The sequence below is a fragment of the Pseudomonas entomophila genome (assembly GCF_018417595.1).
Lineage (GTDB): Bacteria > Pseudomonadota > Gammaproteobacteria > Pseudomonadales > Pseudomonadaceae > Aquipseudomonas > Aquipseudomonas entomophila_C.
Window position 1 is genome coordinate 5,049,464 of the sequence record NZ_CP070982.1, and the last position, 21,568, is coordinate 5,071,031.

The 21,568-nt window shown below is 64.5% G+C and carries 21 protein-coding genes; 4 read left to right on the plus strand and 17 right to left on the minus strand.

Going from position 1 to position 21,568, the window contains the following annotated elements; all coding sequences use genetic code 11:
- Positions 1-171: 171 nt before the first annotated feature.
- From clpB to rluD, 3 genes are all read right to left on the minus strand, one after another.
- Positions 172-2,736, minus strand: coding sequence for an ATP-dependent chaperone ClpB (clpB, locus tag JYG34_RS22125; RefSeq protein ID WP_213658340.1), 2,565 nt, complete (start codon positions 2,734-2,736; stop codon positions 172-174).
- Positions 2,737-2,968: 232 nt separating this feature from the next.
- A complete protein-coding gene (pgeF, locus tag JYG34_RS22130; protein WP_213658341.1) occupies positions 2,969-3,706 on the minus strand; it encodes a peptidoglycan editing factor PgeF in 738 nt (245 codons plus the stop codon).
- A complete protein-coding gene (gene rluD, locus JYG34_RS22135; protein ID WP_213658342.1) occupies positions 3,703-4,665 on the minus strand; it encodes a 23S rRNA pseudouridine(1911/1915/1917) synthase RluD in 963 nt (320 codons plus the stop codon). The genes pgeF and rluD overlap by 4 nt, the downstream gene beginning before the upstream one ends.
- Positions 4,666-4,814: 149 nt before the next feature.
- On the opposite strand from rluD, the gene JYG34_RS22140 reads away from it, so the two are divergent.
- Together JYG34_RS22140 and JYG34_RS22145 are read left to right on the plus strand one after the other, a co-directional pair.
- Positions 4,815-5,834, plus strand: a complete 1,020-nt coding sequence (locus JYG34_RS22140) for an outer membrane protein assembly factor BamD (RefSeq protein ID WP_213658343.1) — start codon at positions 4,815-4,817, stop codon at positions 5,832-5,834.
- 95 nt (positions 5,835-5,929) lie between these two features.
- Positions 5,930-6,160, plus strand: coding sequence for a PP0621 family protein (locus JYG34_RS22145; RefSeq protein ID WP_213658344.1), 231 nt, complete (start codon positions 5,930-5,932; stop codon positions 6,158-6,160).
- Between the two features lie 105 nt (positions 6,161-6,265).
- Here the strand turns inward: JYG34_RS22145 and thiO are convergent, their stop codons facing one another.
- From thiO to pilV, 5 genes are read right to left on the minus strand one after another with little or no spacing between them, the layout of a single operon-like run.
- The gene (gene thiO, locus JYG34_RS22150) at positions 6,266-7,363 is read right to left on the minus strand and encodes a glycine oxidase ThiO (RefSeq protein WP_213658345.1); all 1,098 of its coding nucleotides are present in this window, start codon (positions 7,361-7,363) and stop codon (positions 6,266-6,268) included.
- A gap of 53 nt (positions 7,364-7,416) precedes the next feature.
- Positions 7,417-7,815 (minus strand): type IV pilin protein, encoded by a 399-nt coding sequence (locus JYG34_RS22155; RefSeq protein ID WP_213658346.1) that lies wholly within the window; start codon positions 7,813-7,815, stop codon positions 7,417-7,419.
- Positions 7,816-7,819: 4 nt separating this feature from the next.
- Positions 7,820-8,287: a hypothetical protein gene (locus JYG34_RS22160; RefSeq protein ID WP_213658347.1), complete on the minus strand. Its 468-nt coding sequence runs from the start codon at positions 8,285-8,287 to the stop codon at positions 7,820-7,822.
- Positions 8,284-8,931, minus strand: a complete 648-nt coding sequence (locus tag JYG34_RS22165) for a PilW family protein (protein WP_213658348.1) — start codon at positions 8,929-8,931, stop codon at positions 8,284-8,286. The genes JYG34_RS22160 and JYG34_RS22165 overlap by 4 nt, the downstream gene beginning before the upstream one ends.
- Positions 8,928-9,290 carry a type IV pilus modification protein PilV gene (gene pilV / locus JYG34_RS26485; protein WP_213658349.1) on the minus strand — a complete coding sequence of 121 codons (363 nt, stop codon included), beginning with the start codon at positions 9,288-9,290 and terminating at the stop codon, positions 8,928-8,930. The genes JYG34_RS22165 and pilV overlap by 4 nt, the downstream gene beginning before the upstream one ends.
- Positions 9,291-9,399: 109 nt before the next feature.
- On the opposite strand from pilV, the gene JYG34_RS22175 reads away from it, so the two are divergent.
- On the plus strand, positions 9,400-9,879 hold the full coding sequence (locus JYG34_RS22175; RefSeq protein WP_213658350.1) for a GspH/FimT family pseudopilin: 480 nt from the start codon (positions 9,400-9,402) through the stop codon (positions 9,877-9,879).
- Position 9,880: 1 nt separating this feature from the next.
- Here JYG34_RS22175 and ispH read toward each other — a convergent pair whose 3' ends face one another.
- The 6 genes from ispH to murJ form a co-directional block, all read right to left on the minus strand.
- Positions 9,881-10,828: a 4-hydroxy-3-methylbut-2-enyl diphosphate reductase gene (gene ispH / locus JYG34_RS22180; RefSeq protein WP_213658351.1), complete on the minus strand. Its 948-nt coding sequence runs from the start codon at positions 10,826-10,828 to the stop codon at positions 9,881-9,883.
- Between the two features lie 14 nt (positions 10,829-10,842).
- Entirely contained in the window at positions 10,843-11,280 is a 438-nt protein-coding gene (locus JYG34_RS22185; RefSeq protein WP_011535724.1) for an FKBP-type peptidyl-prolyl cis-trans isomerase, read from the minus strand.
- Positions 11,273-11,788, minus strand: a complete 516-nt coding sequence (lspA, locus tag JYG34_RS22190; RefSeq protein WP_023629752.1) for a signal peptidase II — start codon at positions 11,786-11,788, stop codon at positions 11,273-11,275. The genes JYG34_RS22185 and lspA overlap by 8 nt, the downstream gene beginning before the upstream one ends.
- Positions 11,781-14,612: an isoleucine--tRNA ligase gene (gene ileS / locus JYG34_RS22195; RefSeq protein ID WP_213658352.1), complete on the minus strand. Its 2,832-nt coding sequence runs from the start codon at positions 14,610-14,612 to the stop codon at positions 11,781-11,783. The genes lspA and ileS overlap by 8 nt, the downstream gene beginning before the upstream one ends.
- A complete protein-coding gene (gene ribF / locus JYG34_RS22200; RefSeq protein ID WP_213658353.1) occupies positions 14,609-15,559 on the minus strand; it encodes a bifunctional riboflavin kinase/FAD synthetase in 951 nt (316 codons plus the stop codon). The genes ileS and ribF overlap by 4 nt, the downstream gene beginning before the upstream one ends.
- Positions 15,560-15,678: 119 nt before the next feature.
- Positions 15,679-17,217, minus strand: coding sequence for a murein biosynthesis integral membrane protein MurJ (murJ, locus tag JYG34_RS22205; RefSeq protein ID WP_213658354.1), 1,539 nt, complete (start codon positions 17,215-17,217; stop codon positions 15,679-15,681).
- 249 nt (positions 17,218-17,466) lie between these two features.
- On the opposite strand from murJ, the gene rpsT reads away from it, so the two are divergent.
- Positions 17,467-17,745, plus strand: coding sequence for a 30S ribosomal protein S20 (rpsT, locus tag JYG34_RS22210; protein WP_003247625.1), 279 nt, complete (start codon positions 17,467-17,469; stop codon positions 17,743-17,745).
- 197 nt (positions 17,746-17,942) lie between these two features.
- Here the strand turns inward: rpsT and JYG34_RS22215 are convergent, their stop codons facing one another.
- Genes JYG34_RS22215 through JYG34_RS22225 form a run of 3 tightly spaced genes read right to left on the minus strand, consistent with a single transcriptional unit; the run spans position 17,943 to position 21,505 of the window.
- Positions 17,943-20,243 (minus strand): PqiB family protein, encoded by a 2,301-nt coding sequence (locus JYG34_RS22215; RefSeq protein ID WP_213658355.1) that lies wholly within the window; start codon positions 20,241-20,243, stop codon positions 17,943-17,945.
- Positions 20,236-20,859 (minus strand): paraquat-inducible protein A, encoded by a 624-nt coding sequence (locus JYG34_RS22220; RefSeq protein WP_011535730.1) that lies wholly within the window; start codon positions 20,857-20,859, stop codon positions 20,236-20,238. The genes JYG34_RS22215 and JYG34_RS22220 overlap by 8 nt, the downstream gene beginning before the upstream one ends.
- The gene (locus JYG34_RS22225; protein ID WP_213658356.1) at positions 20,846-21,505 is read right to left on the minus strand and encodes a paraquat-inducible protein A; all 660 of its coding nucleotides are present in this window, start codon (positions 21,503-21,505) and stop codon (positions 20,846-20,848) included. Before JYG34_RS22225 ends, JYG34_RS22220 begins: the two co-directional genes overlap by 14 nt.
- Positions 21,506-21,568: the final 63 nt, after the last annotated feature.

The window sequence follows — 21,568 nt, forward strand, 5'->3', positions numbered from 1 at the left end:
AAGGCCCGGTTTTTCTGGGCCTTTTCGGGCCTCATCGCGGGTGAACCCGCTCCTACAGGTCTCAAGGCCTGTGCTGCCCCTGTAGGAGCGGGTTCACCCGCGATGAGGCCAGTACAGGCAAATATGCAAAAAAAGCCCCGCACAGGCGGGGCTCTTCATTGATTGCCGTGATCAGGCAAAGACGATCTCGTCGCCCTCCACCTTCGCCGTGATCGCCGCACCCGGCAGGAACTCGCCAGACAGGATCAACTGCGCCAGCGGGTTCTCGATCCAGCGCTGGATCGCACGCTTGAGCGGCCGTGCGCCATACACCGGGTCGTAACCCACCGCGATCAGCTTGTCCAACGCCTCCGGGCTCAGGCTCAACGACAGCTCGCGCTCGGCCAGGCGGCCGCGCAGGCGACCGAGCTGGATCTCGGTGATGCCGGCGATCTGCTCGCGGCCCAGCGGCTCGAACACCACCACTTCGTCGATACGGTTGATGAACTCCGGACGGAAGTGCGAACCCACCGCATCCATCACCGCCGCACGCTGCGCCTCGCGGTCACCGACCAGTTCCTGGATCTGCGCCGAGCCCAGGTTGGAAGTCATCACGATCACCGTGTTGCGGAAGTCCACGGTGCGGCCATGGCTGTCGGTCAGGCGGCCGTCTTCCAGCACCTGCAACAGCACGTTGAACACATCCGGGTGGGCCTTCTCCACCTCGTCGAGCAGCACCACCGAATACGGCTTGCGACGCACGGCCTCGGTCAGGTAACCGCCCTCTTCATAACCGACATAGCCTGGCGGGGCGCCGATCAGGCGAGCCACGGAGTGTTTCTCCATGAACTCGGACATGTCGATGCGCACCATGGCCTCTTCGGTGTCGAACAGGAACTCGGCCAGCGCCTTGCACAGCTCGGTCTTGCCCACGCCGGTGGGCCCAAGGAACAGGAACGAGCCGCTGGGGCGGTTCGGGTCGGAAAGCCCCGCACGGGAACGGCGCACGGCGTTGGCGACGGCGGTCACCGCCTCGTCCTGGCCGATCACCCGCTCATGCAGCAGGCTTTCCATCTTCAGCAGCTTCTCGCGCTCGCCTTCGAGCATCTTGGCCACGGGGATGCCAGTCCACTTGGACACCACTTCGGCGATTTCTTCCTCGGTGACCTTGTTGCGCAGCAGCTGGTTGTCGGTCTTGCCGTGCTGGTCGACCATCTGCAGGCTGCGCTCCAGGTCCGGGATCACCCCGTACTGCAGCTCGGCCATGCGGCTGAGGTCGCCCTTGCGGCGGGCGGCTTCCAGCTCCTGGCGCGCTTGCTCGATCTTCTGCTGGATCTGCGCCGAGCCCTGCACCTCGGCTTTTTCCGAGGCCCAGATCTCTTCGAGGTCGGCGTACTCGCGCTCCAGGCGGTCGATTTCCTCGGTCAGCTTCTCCAGGCGTTTCTTCGCCGCTTCGTCCTCTTCCTTCTTCAGCGCCTGGGATTCCACCTTCAGCTGGATCAGGCGACGGTCGAGGCGGTCGAGCACTTCCGGCTTGGAGTCGATCTCCATGCGGATGCGGCTGGCCGCTTCGTCGATCAGGTCGATAGCCTTGTCCGGCAGCTGGCGGTCGGTGATGTAGCGATGGCTGAGCTTGGCCGCCGCGATGATCGCGCCGTCGGTGATGGCCACCTTGTGGTGCACTTCATAGCGTTCTTTCAGGCCACGCAGGATGGCGATGGTGTCTTCCTCGCTCGGCTCCTCGACCAGCACCTTCTGGAAGCGGCGCTCGAGGGCGGCGTCCTTCTCGATGAACTGGCGGTACTCGTTGAGCGTGGTGGCGCCGACGCAGTGCAGCTCGCCGCGGGCCAGGGCCGGCTTGAGCATGTTGCCAGCGTCCATGGCGCCCTCGCCCTTGCCAGCGCCGACCATGGTGTGCAGTTCGTCGATGAACAGGATGATCTGGCCTTCCTGCTTGCTCAGCTCGTTGAGCAGGGCTTTGAGGCGTTCTTCGAACTCGCCGCGGTACTTGGCGCCGGCAATCAGTGCGCCCATGTCCAGGGCCAGCAGGCGTTTGCCTTTGAGGCCGTCGGGTACTTCGCCGTTGATGATGCGCTGGGCCAGGCCCTCGGCGATGGCGGTCTTGCCCACGCCGGGTTCGCCGATCAGCACCGGGTTGTTCTTGGTACGCCGTTGCAGCACCTGGATGGTGCGGCGAATCTCGTCGTCACGGCCGATCACCGGGTCCAGCTTGCCCTCTTCGGCGCGCTTGGTGAGGTCGACGGTGTACTTGTCCAGGGCCTGGCGCGATTCCTCGGCGTTGGCGTCGTTCACCGCCGCGCCGCCGCGCAGGTTGTTGATGGCGTTCTCCAGGGCCTTCTTGCTCACGCCCTGGCCGAGCAGCAGCTTGCCGACCTTGCTGTTCTCGTCCATGGCGGCGAGCAGCACCAGCTCGCTGGAGATGAACTGGTCGCCCTTCTGCTGGGCCAGGCGGTCGGCCTGGTTGAGCAGGCGCGCCAAGTCCTGGGACATGTTCACGTCACCGGTGGGGTTCTGGATTTTCGGCAGCTGGTCGAGCTCCTTGGTCAACGCCTTGCGCAGGCTGTTGATGTCGAAGCCGACCTGCATCAGCAGCGGCTTGATCGAGCCGCCCTGCTGGTCGACCAGCGCCTGCAGCAGGTGCAGGGGCTCGATGGCCGGGTGGTCCATGCCCACGGCCAGGGATTGGGAATCGGATAATGCCAGTTGCAGCTTGCTGGTCAGTCGGTCTATTCGCATGGGGGATACCTTCCTTTAAAGGGCAGGCGGAGCGATGGACAGCACCTGTAATGATGAACCTGCCTGAGATGACCAATAGATAAGGGTGATTCTGGAAGATTCAAGCGTAGCGGGGTTGACAGAGGTCAGCAGGCGGGGGCGCTTTGCGCCCCTTTCGCGGCTAAAGCCGCTCCTACAGAGGATTGCGCTCCCCTGTAGGAGCGAAAGGGCTGCAAAGCAGCCCCCGGCGTCCTTACGGCTGCAACCAGACCAACGAAGCGAAACGTCCACCCTGCGGGGTGCGGCGATAAGAGAAGAAGCGCGGTTCGCTGACCGTGCAGAAGCCACCGCCATAAACGGTCGTGACGCCCCGCGCCGCCAGGCGAATGCGCGCCAGCGTGTAGATATCGGCCATCAGCTTGCCCGGGCGCTCGCCCGCTACAAAAGCTTCAGCCGCTTCAGGATGCACGGCCGTAAAGGCATCGCGTACTTCCAGACCGACTTCGAACGCCTGCGGCCCGATCGCTGGCCCCAACCACACCAGTACCTCTTCAGGCGGTGTCGCCAGGCGGTCGAGGGTGGCCTCCAGCACGCCACCGGCCAACCCGCGCCAGCCGGCATGGGCAGCCGCTACACGGGTACCTGCACGGTCGCAGAACAACACCGGCAGGCAGTCGGCGGTCATCACGGTGCAGGCAATGCCGGGCTGGTCGGTCCAGCTGGCGTCTGCTTCGGCGACCACCGCAGGGTCGGCATCCGCCACCACCAGCCCGTGCACCTGCTTGAGCCAGGCGGGCTGGATGGCGAACTCATCGCTGAGGCGGCGACGGTTCTCGGCAACCGCCAGCGGGTCATCGCCCACGTGGTCGCCAAGATTGAAGGATTGGTAGGGCGGCAGGCTGACGCCGCCCTCGCGGGTGGTGACGCAGGCGCGAACCGAGGCCGGGGCCGGCCAGTCGGGGAAGATCAGCGACGGCGTCAGGCCGCTCATCCGATGAAGCTCTCGCGGTCGTCGTTGAGCAGCGACAGCAGCCAGAGGAAATCGTCCGGCAGCGGCGAGGCCCATTCCATGCGTTCACCGGTGGTCGGGTGGTCCAATGCCAGGAAGCGCGCATGCAGGGCCTGGCGCGGGAAGTTCTTCACCGCCTCGACCATGGCCACGCTGGCGGCTGGCGGAATGCGGAAGCGCACGCCATAGGTCTGGTCGCCGACCAACGGATAACCGACATGCGCCATGTGCACGCGGATCTGGTGGGTACGGCCGGTTTCCAGCTTGACCCGCACATGGGTGTGCGAACGGAAACGCTTGAGCACGCGGTAGTGGCTGACGGCCGGCTTGCCACCTTCAGTGACCGCCATGCGCTGGCGCTCGCCACCATGGCGGCCGATCGGGGCGTCGATCTTGCCCCCGGCGATCACCACGCCGACCACGATGCACTCGTAGATGCGGCTGACCGAGCGCTTCTGCAACTGGTCGACCAGGTTGGTTTGCGCCTGCAGGGTCTTGGCCACCACCATCAGGCCGGTGGTGTCCTTGTCCAGGCGGTGCACGATACCGGCGCGCGGCACGTTGATGATGTCCGGCACATGGTGCAGCAGGGCGTTGAGCAGGGTGCCGTCCGGGTGGCCGGCCGCCGGGTGCACAACCAGCCCGGCGGGCTTGTTGATCACCAGGATCTGGTCGTCTTCATAGACGATGTCCAGCTCGATGTCCTGGGCCACCCATTCGCCCTGGGCTTCTTGCTCAGCTTCGAGGGCGAGGATGGAGCCACTGTGGACGGTGTCGCGCGGCCGCAGCACCGCGCCATCGACGGTCAGGCGGCCATCTTTGATCCACGAGGACAGGCGCGAGCGCGAGTACTCGGAGAACAATTGGGCGGCGACCTGGTCGAGGCGTTGGCCGCCCAGTTCGGACGGGACCTCTGCGCTAAGTTGAATGATCTCGGACATGCTCGAATCGACGGGCGTTCAGCCTTTGGTTTCGACTGCGCGCTTGTGGTTAAATACGGCTTCTTTTGCCCCGGGGTTTGGCCGGGGGCGCTCATCATAACAGGACGGCACCGCCCAAGACAGCGGCCGTCAAAGGGACGCAAGCCGCCATGCAAGTGAAACACCTGCTGCTGATCGCCATCCTCGGGCTCACCGCTGCCTGTTCCTCGAACAAGGAAGTCATTGACGAGAACCTCAGCGAGGCCGAGCTGTACCAGCAGGCGCAGGCCGACCTGGACAACTCCAGCTACACCAGCGCCGTGAACAAGCTCAAGGCCCTGGAGTCGCGCTACCCGTTCGGCCGCTACGCCGACCAGGCCCAGCTCGAGCTGATCTACGCCAACTATAAAAACTCCGAGCCCGAGGCCGCCAAGTCCGCCGCCGAGCGCTTCATCCGCCTGCACCCGCAGCACCCGAACGTCGACTACGCCTACTATCTGAAAGGCCTGACCTCGTTCGACCAGGACCGTGGCCTGCTGGCGCGCTTCCTGCCGCTGGACATGACCAAGCGTGACCCGGGCGCGGCCCGCGACTCGTACAACGAATTCGCCCAGCTCACCAGCCGCTTCCCCAACAGCCGCTACGCCCCGGACGCCAAGCAGCGCATGATCTACCTGCGCAACCTGCTGGCCTCCTACGAAATCCACGTGGCCAACTACTACCTCAGCCGTGAAGCTTATGTGGCCGCCGCCAACCGTGGCCGCTACGTGGTCGAGAACTTCCAGGAAACCCCGTCGGTAGGTGATGGCCTGGCGGTGATGGTCGAGTCGTACCAGCACATGCACCTGGACGAGCTGGCCGCCACCAGCCTCGAGACCCTCAAGCTCAACTACCCGGACCACCCGAGCCTGGTCGATGGCCAGTTCGTCGTCAAACAGGACGAGAACGGCAACCGCTCCTGGCTGTCGAAAGCCACTCTTGGCCTGATCGATACCAAGGCCCCGCTGCCGCCGGGCGAGACCCGCGCCAACCAGGACGTGGTCAAGCAGTTCCAGGACGCCCGTTCGGAAATGCCGGAAGAGCTGCTGCCCAAGGACGAGAACGGCGACCCGATCCTGCCGGCAGGCCCGAAAGAAGCCGAACAGGACCGTTCGTGGTTCAGCTACATGACCTTCGGTCTGTTCGACTGATCACACGCGCTAAAAAGAAAGGGAGGCCTGAGGCCTCCCTTTTTTATTGCCTGCGTCCTAGACTGTCGGCTTCTTTTCTCGACAAGCTGGACACCATGGTTCGCCTACTTTTCTGGATCGCCCTGATCGCCGCCGCGTTCTGGCTGTGGCGCAAGTTCAAGACCAGCCAGCAATCCCCCGCCGAACCACGGCTGGAGGACCCGCTGAAGATGGTGCGCTGCGCCCACTGCGGCGTGCATCTGCCCAACGACCGGGCGCTGCAGCAGGGCAAGCAGTGGTATTGCAGCCAGCAGCATTTGCAACAGGGGCCAGGCCAGCAACGCTGACCCGTGAAGCCCACCCAGGCATCCCCCTGTAGGAGCGGGTTTACCCGCGATCACCAGCAAAGCTGGTGCCTGCTTCGCGGCTGAAGCCGCTGCTACACGGCGGCCTCAGCCCAGACGCCCTTCAGGCGCATAGGGTGCCGGATCGATGATCGGCTCACGCCCCAGCAGCAGGTCACTGAACAGCTGGCACGACGCCGGCGCCAGCACCAGGCCATTGCGGTAATGACCGCAGTTCAACCACAGCCCTTGATGCCCCGGCACCGCGCCGATATACGGGATACCTTCAGGCGACCCCGGACGCAAACCCGCCCAGTGCCCGACAACCTCGGCATCGGCCAATGCCGGCAACAGCTCGATGGCCGACGCCTTCAAGCTCTCCAGCGCATCCTCGGTCGGGGTCTTGTCATATCCGGCGTGCTCCAGGGTGCTACCCACCAGGATATGCCCATCGCGTCGAGGGATGGCGTAACGCCCCTTGGCCAGAACCATGCTGGGCAGGAAGTCCTCGGTGCACTTGAACAGGATCATCTGGCCCTTCACCGGCTCCACCGGGAGTTCCAGCCCCAGCGTCTTGAGCAGGTCACCGCTCCAGGCGCCGGCACTGAGCACCACCTCATCGGCGGGCAGCACGCCGTCACCGGTCCGTACGCCCGTGACACGCCCGCCATCCTGCTCGAAACCGGTGACCTGGCAGTGCTCGCGCAGGGTGACGTTGGGCAGCGCTTGCAGCGCGGCCTTGAGCGACTTGACCAGGCGCGGGTTGCGCACATTGGCCACCCCCGCCATGTAGATCGCGTGCCGGTAGCCCGCCCCGAGCACCGGCACCGCATCGTAGGCCGCCGAAATATCCACCGGGCTCAGCGGGCGCTGCTCCCGCGCGGCCCAGGCCAGCGCCTCGGCTTCATCGTCCAGGTCCAGCCAGTAGAGCCCGGTGGTGTGTACTTCGGGGTCGACCCCGGTGCTGGCGAACAGGCGCTCGCCCAGCTGTGGATAAAAGTCCTGCGACCAGTGCGCCAGCGCTGTTACCGCCGGGCTGTAGCGCCATGGGTACAGGGGCGAGACGATGCCACCACCGGCCCAGGACGACTCCCGGCCCACCTCGCCCTGGTCGCACACCACCACCCGGTCGACCTCGGCCGCCAGGTTGAACGCCGTCAGCAGGCCAATGACACCGCCGCCGACAATCACTACTTGCTTGCTCATCGTTCGATCCAACACCTGAAGTAATTCCACGGTGCGCGGGCACCTTCTGATCTTCAGCTTCCCCAGCAGGCCACAGCCTCTTCGCTGCCGCCCGGATTACCGCGCACGCCCGTGTGCTCGAGCTGGAAGTCGCCGCATCGGTCGTGCGCCATCAGGGCATCCGGCAGGCGAATGGCGAGCAACACGAACGCTTCGCTGTCGCGCCGGACCTTTAGCCGGTAATAGCGATTGCCGGCCGGCAGCGGCGTGGCTAACTGCTCGTTGTCGGCGTACTCACCGACGCGCGCACGGTGCTGTTCCAGGCGCAAGGCCGCGTCCTGCAGCAGGCCGACCACCTCGATGCGCGCGGCGCGCCGAAGCTGGTCGCTGTAACTGGGGTAGGCAATGGCTGCCAGCATGCCGGTCAGCGCCACGACAATCAATAATTCGATCAGACCAAGGCCGCGCTGCATCTCATTACTCCATCAAGCGCTGGCGCCAACTGACCTGCCCTGACAGCAACGGGCCGTCCACTGCATACACGGCCTCGAGAAACTGCCGGCCCTGCGATTGTCGGCTGAGAGCCGTCACCCGGAACAAGGTGACCTGCCCCTCCACAGGCCCTCCAATCGCGCGCGCACTCGCCCCAAGGTTCTGCAACAGCACGAACCCGCTCGCTGTACGCAACCAAGGCAGGCCAGGTTCACGCTCGGGAAAATCCGGTGGAAGGCAGGCTCGGCACAAGGAAGGAGGCGTATCGAGCAACATCAAGGCCCCCTCGACCAGGCTCGCCTCAGCCTGCTCGAAGGCGCGCGCTGTGCTCCGCTGCTCGCCCGCCAGGCGCTGCTGCAGCAAGGCCTCCTGCAACGCCATGGCGCTGAGCAGCCCTAGCAACAGGCTCAAGGTCAGCGCCGTCAGCAGGACCACGCCTTGCTGCCCACTCATGCGCCGCTCCATGGATTGCGCACGGCCACGCTCATTTCATGGCGCTGTTCCAGCCTGTGCCGCCTATCGTGCAGGATCAGCCGGATATCCACACGCAGCCCCTCCCCGGTTTTGATTTCACTCACCTCGAACGCCCGCACGTTGTCGATCAGGCTGACATGCTGGGCGTTGGTGGTGAGCATCAGGCTGCCATTGCGCAGGCGATAACCCACTCGGCGAATGGGTATCGCAAGGACCTGCGGGCCTCCGGCGTGGGGCCCTGCCTCGACCCTGGCCCAGGTGCGGCAGTCGGTCAGCACGGTCCAGTCCGCCACCCCGAGCAGGCCAGGCAGCTCGGCACCCACCAGCGTCAGGCTGTCGCCAGTGCTCTCGATCGGCCTGGCAAAGGCCTGGGCGGCAAGCGGGTCGGCAAAATCATCGGGCTCCAGACGCAGGCAACCGAACATGCCGGCCATGCGGACATCCTCCGACAAACGCTGCAGGACAAGCCGGGCATCATCCTGCAGACGCGCTTTCGCACCTTGCAGCAGCCAAGCCTGGTGGGCGGATCCGAACAGCTGACCTGCCGCCGCCAACAGCAGCAGCCCCAATGCAAGGGCCAGCAAGACCTCGATCAGGCCAAGCCCGTCCTGGCGCCTTTTCACGGCAACACCTTGCCCTGCAGGCTTAGCGAGGGACGCTGCGCGCTACCGGGTGCCGACCAGTCAAGCTCCAGCGACAGTACGCCCGACGCCCCATTCACCCGCCCTTCGGCCGACGGGCCCAACACGTCCACCACCTGGGTGCGCCAGGCGGCTTCTTCACCCACCGTCAGCGTACCGACAGCCCTCGCCCGTTCCAGCATGTTCCGGGCAAGCCGTACGGCCTGGCCATCGAGGTGCGCGCTATCGCTTAGCTGCAGGCTGCGCAGTTGCAATGCGGCTGATGCAAACACCCCCAGCGCCAGCACGGCCATCGCCAGCAACACCTCCAGCAGTGTCATCCCTGCTTCCCTCACCTGCATTCCCTGCCCTCCCGGGAGCTTTCCTCGCCATTTGCCTGAACCGGCCGACTGGCGCCCTTGGCCATGCAGCCGGAAGCTTCAGCGAAGCAGGTCCAGGGAGGAATGCACGGTGAGGCAACAGGGAGTAACACTGATACAAATGATGTGCGCACTGGCGGTGGCCGGCCTTCTGACGCAACTTGGCACGTCGGCCTACAGGGCTTTCAGTGAAACACTTCATCAAGCGGCCACGGCCCGGGAACTGGCACAAGCGCTGCATGCCGCTCGCAACCAAGCCATGTTGCGACAACAGGCGGTGCGGGTCAGACCATTGGAAGGGGACTGGAGCAAGGGTTGGCGTGTGTCGCTGGAGCACAACGAGCAACTGCTGCGCGAGCACCGGCTGGCACGGTCACTGAGGATATCCGCAAGTTCAGCCAGGGAGGTGAGGTTCAGCAGGCGCGGCGCACCGCTGGGGGAAGGGTTCGGTGGCACCACGCTGGACATCTGCCAGCGCACCACCCTGCTCAGCCGCCACCAGGTGGTGCTGAGCCCCAGTGGCCGGGTCAGCCTGCGCAGCGACGAAGGCCGCCGCTGCGCAGGCCCCTGAGTCAGATCAGCGAGCGCACCCGCAGCTCCTTGGGCATGGAGAAGGTGATGTTCTCCTCGCGCCCGTCCAGCTCTTCGGCGCCGGTCGCGCCCCAGGCCTTGAGCTGGTCGATCACGCCGCGCACCAACACCTCGGGCGCCGAGGCGCCGGCGGTGATGCCGATGCGCTCGGCCCCGTCGAACCAGCTGCGTTGCAGGTCCTCGGCGCCGTCGATCAGGTAGGCCGGGGTGCTCATGCGCTCGGCCAGCTCGCGCAGGCGGTTGGAGTTGGAGCTGTTGGGGCTGCCGACCACCAGCACCACGTCACACTCGTCGGCCAGTTGCTTGACGGCATCCTGGCGGTTTTGCGTGGCGTAGCAGATGTCGTCCTTGCGCGGGCCGCCGATGTTCGGGAAGCGCTCGCGCAGGGCGTCGATCACCCGGCTGGTGTCATCCATCGACAGGGTGGTCTGGGTGACGAAGGCCAGGTGGTCCGGGTTGCGCACCTGCAGGGCGGCGACGTCCTTCTCGTCCTCGACGAGGTAGATGCTGCCGCCGTTGCTGGCGTCGTACTGGCCCATGGTGCCTTCGACTTCCGGGTGCCCGGCGTGGCCGATGAGGATGCACTCGCGGCCGTCGCGGCTGTACTTGGCGACCTCGATGTGCACCTTGGTCACCAGCGGGCAGGTGGCGTCGAACACCTTCAGGCCACGGCTGGCGGCTTCCTGGCGCACGGCTTGCGACACGCCATGGGCACTGAAGATGACGATGACGTCGTCCGGCACCTGGTCCAGCTCTTCGACGAACACCGCGCCACGGTTGCGCAGGTCTTCGACGACGAACTTGTTGTGCACCACTTCGTGGCGCACGTAGATCGGCGGGCCGAAGACTTCCAGGGCGCGGTTGACGATCTCGATCGCCCGGTCGACCCCCGCGCAGAAGCCGCGCGGGTTGGCGAGTTTGATTTGCATGCTCGGCTCCCGGCTCACAAGGCCTTCACGTCGAGGATCTGCACCTCGAAGTTCAGGGTCTTGCCGGCCAGTGGATGGTTGAAATCGATGGTCACCTGGTTGTCGTCGAACACCTTCACCACGCCTGGCAGCTCGGTGTTGGCGGCGTCGTTGAAGATCACCAGCAGCCCTTCGGACAGCTCCATGCCTTCGAACTGCGAGCGCGGCATCACCTGCACGTTCTGCGGGTTGTGCTGGCCGAAAGCGTTTTCCGGGGCGATGGTCAGCTTGCGCTGGTCACCGGCCTTGAAGCCGAACAGGGCGCTCTCGAAGCCCGGCAGCAGGTTGCCGTCGCCGACCTTGAACGTGGCCGGGGCCTTGTCGAAGGTGCTGTCGACGGTGTCGCCGTTTTCCAGGTGCAGGGCGAAGTGCAGGGTGACTTCGGTGTTCTGGCCGATACGGGTCTCAGTCATGGACGGCTTCCTCGGACTTCTTGCTCTTGAACATGTCCAGCGCCAGCATCACCGCACCCACGGTAATGGCGCTGTCGGCCAGGTTGAAGGCCGGGAAGTAGTGACGGTTCTGCCAGTGCACCAGGATGAAGTCGACCACGTGGCCCAGCACGACACGGTCGTACAGGTTGCCCAGCGCGCCGCCCAGCACCAATGCCAGCGCCACGGCCAGCCAGGTTTCGTTGCGCCCCAGGCGCTTGAGCCAGACCACCAGCACGGCGCTGACCACGACGGCGATCAGCGCGAACAGCCAGCGCTGCCAGCCGGAGCTGTCGGCCAGGAAGCTGAACGCCGCGCCGGTGTTGTAGGCCAGGGTCCAGCTGAAGTAGTCGGGGATGACCACGATCTGCTGGTACAGGCTCAGCGCGCCCTCGAAGTAGACCTTGGTGGCCTGGTCGAGGACCAGGACCACCAGGCTCAGCCAGAGCCAGGCAAGGCGCCCGAAGCGCCCCGCGGAAGCGTTAGGCATAGTGGCGCACCTCGCCGGAGCCGTTCAGGTTGTCGACGCAACGGCCGCAGATTTCCGGGTGCTCCGGGTGGCTGCCGACATCGGCGCGGAAGTGCCAGCAACGACCGCACTTGGCGTGGCCGGACTTGACGACCTTCAGCTTGAGGCCTTCGACTTCGGTTGTCACGGCGTCGGCGGGTGCCTGGACGAACGGCACGACGCTGGCAGCCGAGGTGATCAGCACGAAGCGCAGCTCGTCGCCCAGCTTGTTCAGATCGGCGGTCAGGCCTTCCTCGGCGAACAGGGTGACTTCGGCTTGCAGGTTGCCACCGATGACCTTGGCGGTACGCTGGTTCTCCAGCTCCTTGTTGACCGCCGCCTTGACCGCCATCACGCGGTCCCAGTAGGCGCGATCCAGTTCAGCGTCAGCCGGCAGTTCGCTCAGGCCTTCGTACCAGGTGTTGAGCATCACCGATTCGTTGCGCTCGCCCGGCAGGTACTGCCAGATCTCGTCGGCGGTGAACGCCAGGATCGGCGCGATCCAGCGCACCAGCGCCTCGCTGATGTGGTACAGCGCGGTCTGGCAGGAACGGCGGGCGACACTGTTGGCGCCGGTGGTGTACTGGCGGTCCTTGATGATGTCGAGGTAGAAGCCGCCCAGCTCCTGCACGCAGAAGTTGTGGATCTTCGAGTAGACGTTCCAGAAACGGTACTCGCTGTAGTGCTCTTCCAGCTCACGCTGCAGCAGCAGGGTGCGGTCGACCGCCCAGCGGTCCAGCGCCAGCATGTCTTCGGCCGGCAGCAGGTCGCGGGCCGGGTCGAAGCCGGACAGGTTGGAGAGCAGGAAGCGCGCGGTGTTGCGGATGCGGCGGTAGGCGTCGGCGCTGCGCTGCAGGATCTGCTCGGAAACCGCCATTTCGCCGGAGTAGTCGGTGGCCGATACCCACAGGCGCAGGATGTCGGCACCGAGGGTGTCGTTGACCTTCTGCGGCTCGATGGTGTTGCCCAGCGACTTGGACATCTTGCGGCCGTTCTCGTCCACGGTGAAGCCGTGGGTCAGCAGCTCGCGGTACGGCGCGTGGCCGTCGATGGCGCAACCGGTCAGCAAGGATGAGTGGAACCAGCCGCGGTGCTGGTCGGAGCCTTCCAGGTACAGGTCGGCGCGCGGGCCGGTGGCGTGGCCGATGTCGTGGGAACCGCGCAGCACGTGCCAGTGCGTGGTGCCGGAGTCGAACCACACGTCCAGCGTGTCGGTGATCTTGTCGTACTGGCCGGCTTCGTCACCGAGCAGTTCCTGGGCGTCCAGCTTGAACCAGGCCTCGATGCCTTCCTGCTCGACGCGCTTGGCGACTTCTTCCATCAGCTCGACGGTGCGCGGGTGCAGCTCACCGGTCTGCTTGTCGAGGAAGAACGGGATCGGTACGCCCCAGTTGCGCTGACGCGAGATGCACCAGTCCGGGCGGTTGGCGATCATCGAGTGCAGGCGCGCCTGGCCCCAGGCCGGGACGAACTTGGTCTCTTCGATGGCCTTGAGCGCGCGCTCGCGCAGCGGCTCGCCAGTGGAAGGCTGCTTGTCCATGCCCACGAACCACTGCGCGGTGGCGCGGTAGATCAGCGGGGTCTTGTGGCGCCAGCAGTGCATGTAGCTGTGGCTGATGGTTTCGGTGTGCATCAGCGCGCCGACTTCGCTGAGCTTGTCGACGATGGCCGGGTTGGCTTTCCAGATGAACTGGCCGCCGAAGAATGGCAGCGACTCGACGTACACGCCGTTGCTCTGCACCGGGGTGAGGATGTCGTCGTTGACCATGCCGTAGCGCTTGCAGGTGACGAAGTCGTCTTCACCGTAGGCCGGCGAGGAGTGAACCACACCGGTGCCGGCGCCCAGCTCGACGTATTCGGCCAAGTAGATTGGCGACAGTCGGTCGTAGAACGGGTGGCGGAAGTTGATCAGTTCCAGCGCCGAACCTTGGGCGGTGGCGATGACCGAGCCTTCCAGGTTGTAACGCTTCAGGCACGACTCGACCAACTCTTCGGCCAGCACCAGCAGGCGCTCGCCGGTGTCGACCAGGGCGTACTTGAAGTCCGGGTGGATGTTCAGCGCCTGGTTGGCCGGGATGGTCCACGGGGTGGTGGTCCAGATCACGATGGCGGCCGGCTTGGTCAGCGCGGCCAGGCCGAAGGCGGCGGCCAGTTTGTCCGCATCGGCGACCGGGAAGGCGACGTCGATGGTCTGGGATTTCTTGTCGGCGTACTCGACCTCGGCTTCAGCCAGCGCGGAACCGCAATCGAAGCACCAGTTCACAGGCTTCAGGCCCTTGAACACGAAGCCTTGCTTGACCATTTCAGCGAGGGCGCGGATTTCGCCGGCCTCGTTGGCGAAGTTCATGGTCTTGTAGGGGTTGTCCCAGTCACCCAGCACGCCCAGGCGGATGAACTCGGTCTTCTGCCCTTCGATCTGCTCGGCGGCGTACTCGCGGCACAGCTCGCGGGTGCGGTCGGCGGTCAGGTGCTTGCCATGGGTGACCTCGACCTTGTGCTCGATCGGCAGGCCGTGGCAGTCCCAGCCCGGCACGTACGGCGCGTCGAAGCCCGACAGGGTCTTGGAGCGGACGATCATGTCCTTGAGAATCTTGTTCAGCGCATGACCGATGTGGATCTTGCCGTTGGCATAGGGCGGGCCGTCGTGCAGGACGAACTTCGGACGATCCTTGCCAATCTCGCGCAGCTTCCGGTACAGGCCAATGCTGTCCCAGCGCTGCAGGATCTGCGGTTCGCGCTGAGGCAGGCCGGCCTTCATGGGGAAGGCGGTGTCCGGAAGGTTAAGCGTGGCTTTGTAGTCGGTCATTTCAGGCTCTTCGTTAGCGGTTGAGCGTGCCAGTGGGCACGTGCGGCGGCGATGTCCGCGTCGATCGCCGACTTCAGCGCCTCCAGGGAGGCGAAACGCTGCTCTTCACGCAGCTTGTGGTGGAACTCCACCGTCAGGCGCCGGCCATACAGGTCGCCGGCGTAATCCAGGAGATGAATCTCCAGGTGGGGGCGCCCGTCACCGCTGACGGTGGGACGCACGCCGATGTTGCCGACACCCGGCCAGGCCTTGCCGTCGATCTCGATGCTGGCCAGGTAGACCCCGGACAGCGGCACGCGACGGCGCTTGAGCTGGATGTTGGCAGTGGGTGTTCCGAGCTGGCGAGCCAGCTTCTGGCCGTGCAGTACACGGCCGGTGATGCGATAGGGGCGGCCCAGCAGGTGTTCGGCCAGTTCGAAGTCGCCATCGGCCAGGGCCTTGCGCACTTCGGTGCTGCTGACCCGCAGGCCGTCCTGGATCACGGTGTTGGCGGCCTCGACGGTGAAGCCGTGCTGTTTGCCAGACTCGATCAGGAAGCCGAAGTCGCCGGCGCGGTCGCAGCCGAAACGGAAGTCGTCCCCCACCTCGAGATGGCGCACGCCCAGGCCGTCGACCAGGATCTGCTCGACGAATTCACAGGCGCTGAGCTTGCTCAGGCGCTGGTTGAAGGCCAGGCACAGCACCCGGTCGATGCCTTCGGCGGCCAGCAGCTCGACCTTGTCGCGCAGGCGCGCCAGGCGGGCCGGCGCGGTGTCGGGGGCGAAATACTCGCGCGGTTGTGGCTCGAAGATCACCACGCAGGTGGGCAGGCCCAGCGCCTGGCCACGTTCACGCAGGCGCGCGAGGATCGCCTGGTGACCCCGGTGGACCCCGTCGAAGTTGCCAATGGTGGCGACACAGCCCCGGTGCTCGGGGCGCAGGTTGTGAAGACCTCGAACCAGCTGCATAACGCGCTTCTTGCTCATAAAGTGGCCGATTATAACCACACCCGGGCGCTGACGACAGGCGGCAGCGCCACCGCGGGGCATGGAATGCGAAAAACCGACGCCTGACCCTTTTTACCGCCTCAGTGCATCGCCTTGCGGGCGAAATGCCGTGGGCGGAAACCACACAGGAACAAGCAGCCGAAGTAGGTCACCACGCCAGCCGCGATCAGGCCGCCCAGGCGCAGGAAGCGCGCCAGCATGTCGCCCTGCGCCCAGGCCGGCAAATAATGCATGCCCAGCAGCAGCACGGCTGACATCAAGGTGACCGCCAGCACCAGCTTGAGCAGGAACGCTGTCCAGCCCGGCTGCGGCTGGTACAACCGTTGGCTGCGCAGTTTCCAGAACAGCAAGCCGGCGTTGAGGCAGGCCCCCAGGCTGATCGCCAGGGCCAGGCCAGCGTGGGCCAGCGGGCCGACCAGGGCCAGGTTGAACAGCTGGGTGCAGACCAGGGTGAAGATCGCGATCCTTACCGGCGTGCGGATATTCTGCTGCGCATAGAAGCCAGGTGCCAGTACCTTGACCAGGATGATCGCCAGCAGGCCCACCGAATAGGCGATAAGCGCACGCTGGGTCATGGCGGCGTCGAAGGCGGTGAACTTGCCGTACTGGAACAGCGCCACGGTCAGCGGCTCGGCGAGGATCGCCAGGGCCAGGGTGCAGGGCAGCACCAGCAGGAAGCACAGGCGCAGGCCCCAGTCGAGGATCCGCGAGTACTCTTCACGGTCCTTGTTGGCGTAGGTCTTGGCCAGCGTGGGCAGCAGGATGGTGCCCAACGCTACGCCCAGCACGCCGGAGGGCAGCTCCATCAGGCGGTCGGCGTAGTACATCCACGATACCGACCCCGCCACCAGGAACGAAGCGAAGATGGTGTTGATGATCAGCGAGATCTGGCTCACCGACACACCAAGGATGGCCGGCAGCATCTGCTTGAGCACCCGCCATACGCCGGCATCGCGCAGGCTCAGGCGTGGCAGCACGAGCATGCCGATCTTCTTCAGTGCCGGCAGCTGGTACAGCAACTGCGCCAGGCCACCAGCCAGCACGCCCCAACCCAGGGCCATGATGGGTGGGTCGAAGTAGGGCGTGAGGAACACGGCGAAGGCGATCATCGCCACGTTGAGCAGGGTCGGCGTGAAGGCCGGCACGCTGAAGCGGTTCCAGGTGTTGAGGATGGCGCCGGCCAGCGACGACAGCGAGATCAGCAATATATAAGGAAAGGTCACCCGCAGCAGCGAAGTGGTCAGCGCGTACTTTTCGGTGCTGTCGACGAAACCAGGGGCGGTGGCCCAGACCACCCAGGGGGCAGCGAGGATACCGACCACGGTGACCAGGGCCAGGGCCAGGGTCAGCAAGCCGCTCACATAGGCGATGAAGGTGCGGGTGGCCTCCTCGCCCTGCTGGGTCTTGTACTCGGCCAGGATGGGCACGAACGCCTGGGAGAACGCCCCCTCGGCGAAGATTCGCCGCAGCAGGTTGGGCAGCTTGAAGGCGATGAAGAAGGCGTCGGTGGCGACGCCGGCACCGAAAACCCGTGCCAGGATGGTGTCGCGCACGAAGCCGAGCACCCGGGAAATCATGGTAATCGAGCTGACTGCGGCCAGGAATTTGAGCAGATTCATCGAAAAGTTTCACGCCAAGGGCAGAGGGCGCTGCCAGACAGCGTCCGAATGTGCGATACTCCCGCGCCTTCGCAGGGGAGCCAAAAATTCCCGAGTTTACAGGTCGCGCCGCAGAAAGGAATCTTTCCGCTGATCGACCCACCACTCGGCGGAACCTTGCAGGTGGCCTTGACATCCGTTCGACTCGTCGGCATGATTCGCGGCCTATTTTGTTTGCTATTTACCTAAAGTCTTTCGAGGAGCTCGACGGTGGCCAACACACCTTCCGCCAAGAAACGTGCAAAACAGGCTGAGAAGCGTCGCAGCCACAACGCCAGCCTGCGTTCCATGGTCCGCACCTACATCAAGAATGTAGTCAAAGCCATCGACGCAAAAGACGCCGAAAAAGCGCAAGCCGCTTACGTTCTGGCTGTACCTGTAATCGACCGTATGGCCGACAAGGGCATCATCCACAAGAACAAAGCTGCTCGCCACAAAGGCCGTCTGAATGGCCACATCAAGGCGCTGAAAGAAGCTGCAGCTGCCTAAGCGACGTTCTTGTCGAAAAAACCGACCCTAGGGTCGGTTTTTTTATGCCTGTATTTTTTGCAGCCACATTCTGTAGGAGCGGCTTTAGCCGCGATCACCCGCGAAGCGGGTGCCACAGACCGCGGTGCCTGTTTCGCGGCTGAAGCCGCTCCTACAGATGCCAAGAAAAAGGCCGCTCTAGGCGGCCTTTTCTCGAATCACTTGCCGATCTGAATCTTCGGCGCCCACTCCAACCACGCATCTTCAGGCTTGTCGAACAAGGCAAAGGTCTGCTGCGGCCGCGCCGGGTTACCCATCTGCTCGCCATCCGGAGTGGCGAAAGCAATGCCGCCCGCGATCAACGTTTCCACGGACTCGGTACGCACCGTGGCGCCCTTGAACAGGCCCCAGTCGAAGCCAAACCCGCTACTGTTCCAGAACCGGCTGCCACCGCGCACCAGGCCCGCATAACGCGGCTCGATGAGGATGTGGATAAGTACCCGGTCGGCAGTCTGCCCCAGCTCGAATCCAACGACCTTGCCCACGGCGACCTCGCGATAGGTCACCGGCACGCCCGGCTTGATCGAGCCACGCCGTGGCGCACTCAGGGTCAGCGGCAGGCCGACTTCTTCGCCTTTCACCTCGGGCGCATCGGCCAGGGCAATGAAGTCTCGCTGCGGCCCTTTATCCTTGAGCGCCGGCAACACTTCCAGGTACTGGCCACCAACCAGCGTGTCGAGGTTCTCGGTACGCACCAGACCCAACGCTGGCTTGACCACCCAGAACTGCGTCCCGGCACGGGCTATACGCTCCGCCGACTGTGTAATCCGCGCCCTGAGCAATACAGCCTGCAGGTCGCTCGTCAGGTCGACACTTTCGACACTGCCCACATCGAGGCCGCGGAAACGGATTGGTGTACCGGGCTTGAGACCGTCTGCACGCTCGACGCGGATGGTCACCAGGGTACCGGCACGGTTGGCCGCATCCTGGCTTTCATGCAGGCGGAAACGCGGAATACGACGCTTAAGCGGCACGTCGGGTTTGGGGGTGTCGAAGGCGATACCGCCCGCCATGAGGGTCTGCAACGACTCACTCTTGACCTGGATGCCCGACAGCCCGCCGGTCAGGGTGATACCGCTGGCATTCCAGAAGCGCGTGGAGCCGTTGACCAGGTTGGCATATTCCTTCTCGATGTGTACACCGATCAGGATCCGCTTGCTGTTACGGGCAAACTGATAGCTCTGGACACTACCCACGCGCACTTGGCGATACATGACCGGGCTACCCACTTCCAGCGAACCCAACGTGTCCGCGAACAACACCATGTGCAGGCCCGGGGCCTTCAGGTCCAGCGGTGGCGCCTTGGCGCGCGCCTCGAACTCACGCAGGGGCTTGGCTCCCGGCTCGCCCGGGCGAACGGCGATGTAGTTACCCTTCACCAAGGCCTCGAGGCCCGTGATACCCGCGAGCGAGATGGACGGCTTGACCACCCAGAACTGCGTCCCTTCGACCAGATAATCCTCCGCCAACGGGTCCAGGGTCAGCTCGGCCGTGGCGTTGGAAAGGTCACCTTCAATCTTCAGGTCCTTCAGCGTGCCGACCTGGATACCTTTATAGAGAACCGGTGTACGGCCTTTCTGCAGGCCCTCGAAGTCACTGAGCTTGACCTTCACGCGGATGCCGGCCTGGGCGGCATCGAAATCCTCGTACAAGCGGAACGGCAGGCTCGGGTCGGTGGGCGGGCTGTCCTTGCGATTCTCGGGCGTGGCGAAGGCAATACCGCCGGCTACGATGCTCGACAGCGACTCGGTGCGCACTTTCACGCCGGAAAGGTCGGCGTCGATGCTGACCCCGCTGGCATTCCAGAAACGCGTGTGCTTGCGCACCAGGCTCGCATAGGCCGGGGCGATGAACACCTTGATCTCCACCGTGCCCTGGTCCTCGGACAGGCGATAGCTCTTCACCCGGCCAACCTGGATCTGCTTGTAGAACACCGGGCTTTCGCGGTTGAGCGAACCCAGCCGGTCGGCCTTGAGGGTCAGGTGCAGGCCAGGCTCCTCATCGGACAGGGGCGGCGCCTCTTTCAGCGCGGTATAGCGCTTGGTCAGCTCCCCCTCCCCTGGGTCCACGGCAATGTAGTTGCCGGAGACCAGTGTCTCCAGACCCGAGATACCCGCCAGGCTGACGCTCGGCTTCACCAGCCAGAACCGCGTGCCGGTGGTCAGGTGCGGCCCAGCCTCCTTTCTCATTTCGATGGTGGCGATGACACCGCGGTTGTCGCCTTTGTTGTCCAGCACCAGGGCGGTGACCTTGCCCACCGACATACCCTTGTAGATAACCTCGGTCTTGTTGGCGACGATGCCTTCACCGGTCTCGAAGCGCACCTGGATCTCGATGCCGGCGTCGCGATAGGCCTGCCAGGCCAGCCAGCCACCGATGGCCAGGGCAATCAGCGGCAGGATCCAGATGGCCGACCAGTTTGAAGCGGGGCGGGTTTTAGCCGTAGGCAAGTCACTCATGGTCGTCATCCGACTCCGTGTTGTCCCAGATCAGTCGGGGATCGAAGGTTAAGGCGGCGAGCATCGTCAGGATCACCACGGTGGCGAAGGCGACGGCGCCCAGGTTGGCTTCGACACTGGCGATGCGACCGAAATTCACCACGGCCACGAGGATGGCGATGACGAAGATGTCGAGCATGGACCAGCGGCCGATGAATTCGATGAAGCGGTACATCAGGATGCGCTGGCGCGCCGACAGCGGCTGGTGCCGCTGCACCGAGTACAGCAGCAGGGCGATGCCCACCAGTTTGAACGTCGGCACCAGGATGCTGGCAATGAACACCACCGCAGCGATAGGGAGCATGCCGTGCTTGAGCAGGGTGATGACCCCGGACATGATCGTGTCCGGGCTGCCCTGCCCCAGCGCGCTGACGGTCATGATCGGCAGCACGTTGGCCGGGATGTAGAGCACCATCGCCGTGATCAGCAGCGCCCAGGTGCGCGCGATGCTGTTGGGCCTGCGCGCATGGACCACGGCGCCACAACGGGTGCATGCTTGCGAAGTGCTATCAGGCTCATGCCGGTTGAGCTCATGGCACTCGTTGCAAATCAGGATACCGGCATCAATCGCCCGCATGGACATCTTCCCCGGACAACGCCACCCAGATCTGGTGGGGTGACATCACCACCTCCAGCCATACCTGGACCAGCAATAGGCTAATGAAGCAGAACAACCCGAGGCCGATACTCAGCTCGGCCAGGTCGACCAACTTGACGATGGCCACCAGCACGCCCATGAAGTAGACCTCGAGCATCCCCCACTCACGCAGGTGGTGGTAGATACGATAGATCAGCAGGCCGTAACTACGACCGACATTCAGGCGGATGCTCAGCAGCACAAGCAACTGGCACAGCAGCTTGAGCAATGGGATAGCCATGCTGCAGAGGAATACGACAACGGCAATGCCGCGCATCTGCGAATTGTACAGGCCGAGCACACCACTCCAGACCGTATCGTCGGAGGTCTGGCCCAGCAGGTGCAGTTGCATGATCGGCAGGAAGTTGGCAGGCACGTATAGCAGCAAGGCTGTCAGTACCAGGGCGAGGCTGCGATTGACGACATTGTGGCGGTGAGCGTAGAGCTCATAGCCGCACCGCGGGCAATGGGCCTTCTCGTCATTCTGTAGCGTCGTCTTGCGCATCAGCAGGTCGCACTCGTGGCAGGCCACAAGGTCATCCAGCGGCAATTGCGCGAGCGCTTCGGGATCGGAAGGGTTGGGCATAGGGAGGTTCTGAATGGATACGTCGGCTCTATTCTAGTGTTCCGACTCGAATTATGGGAGACG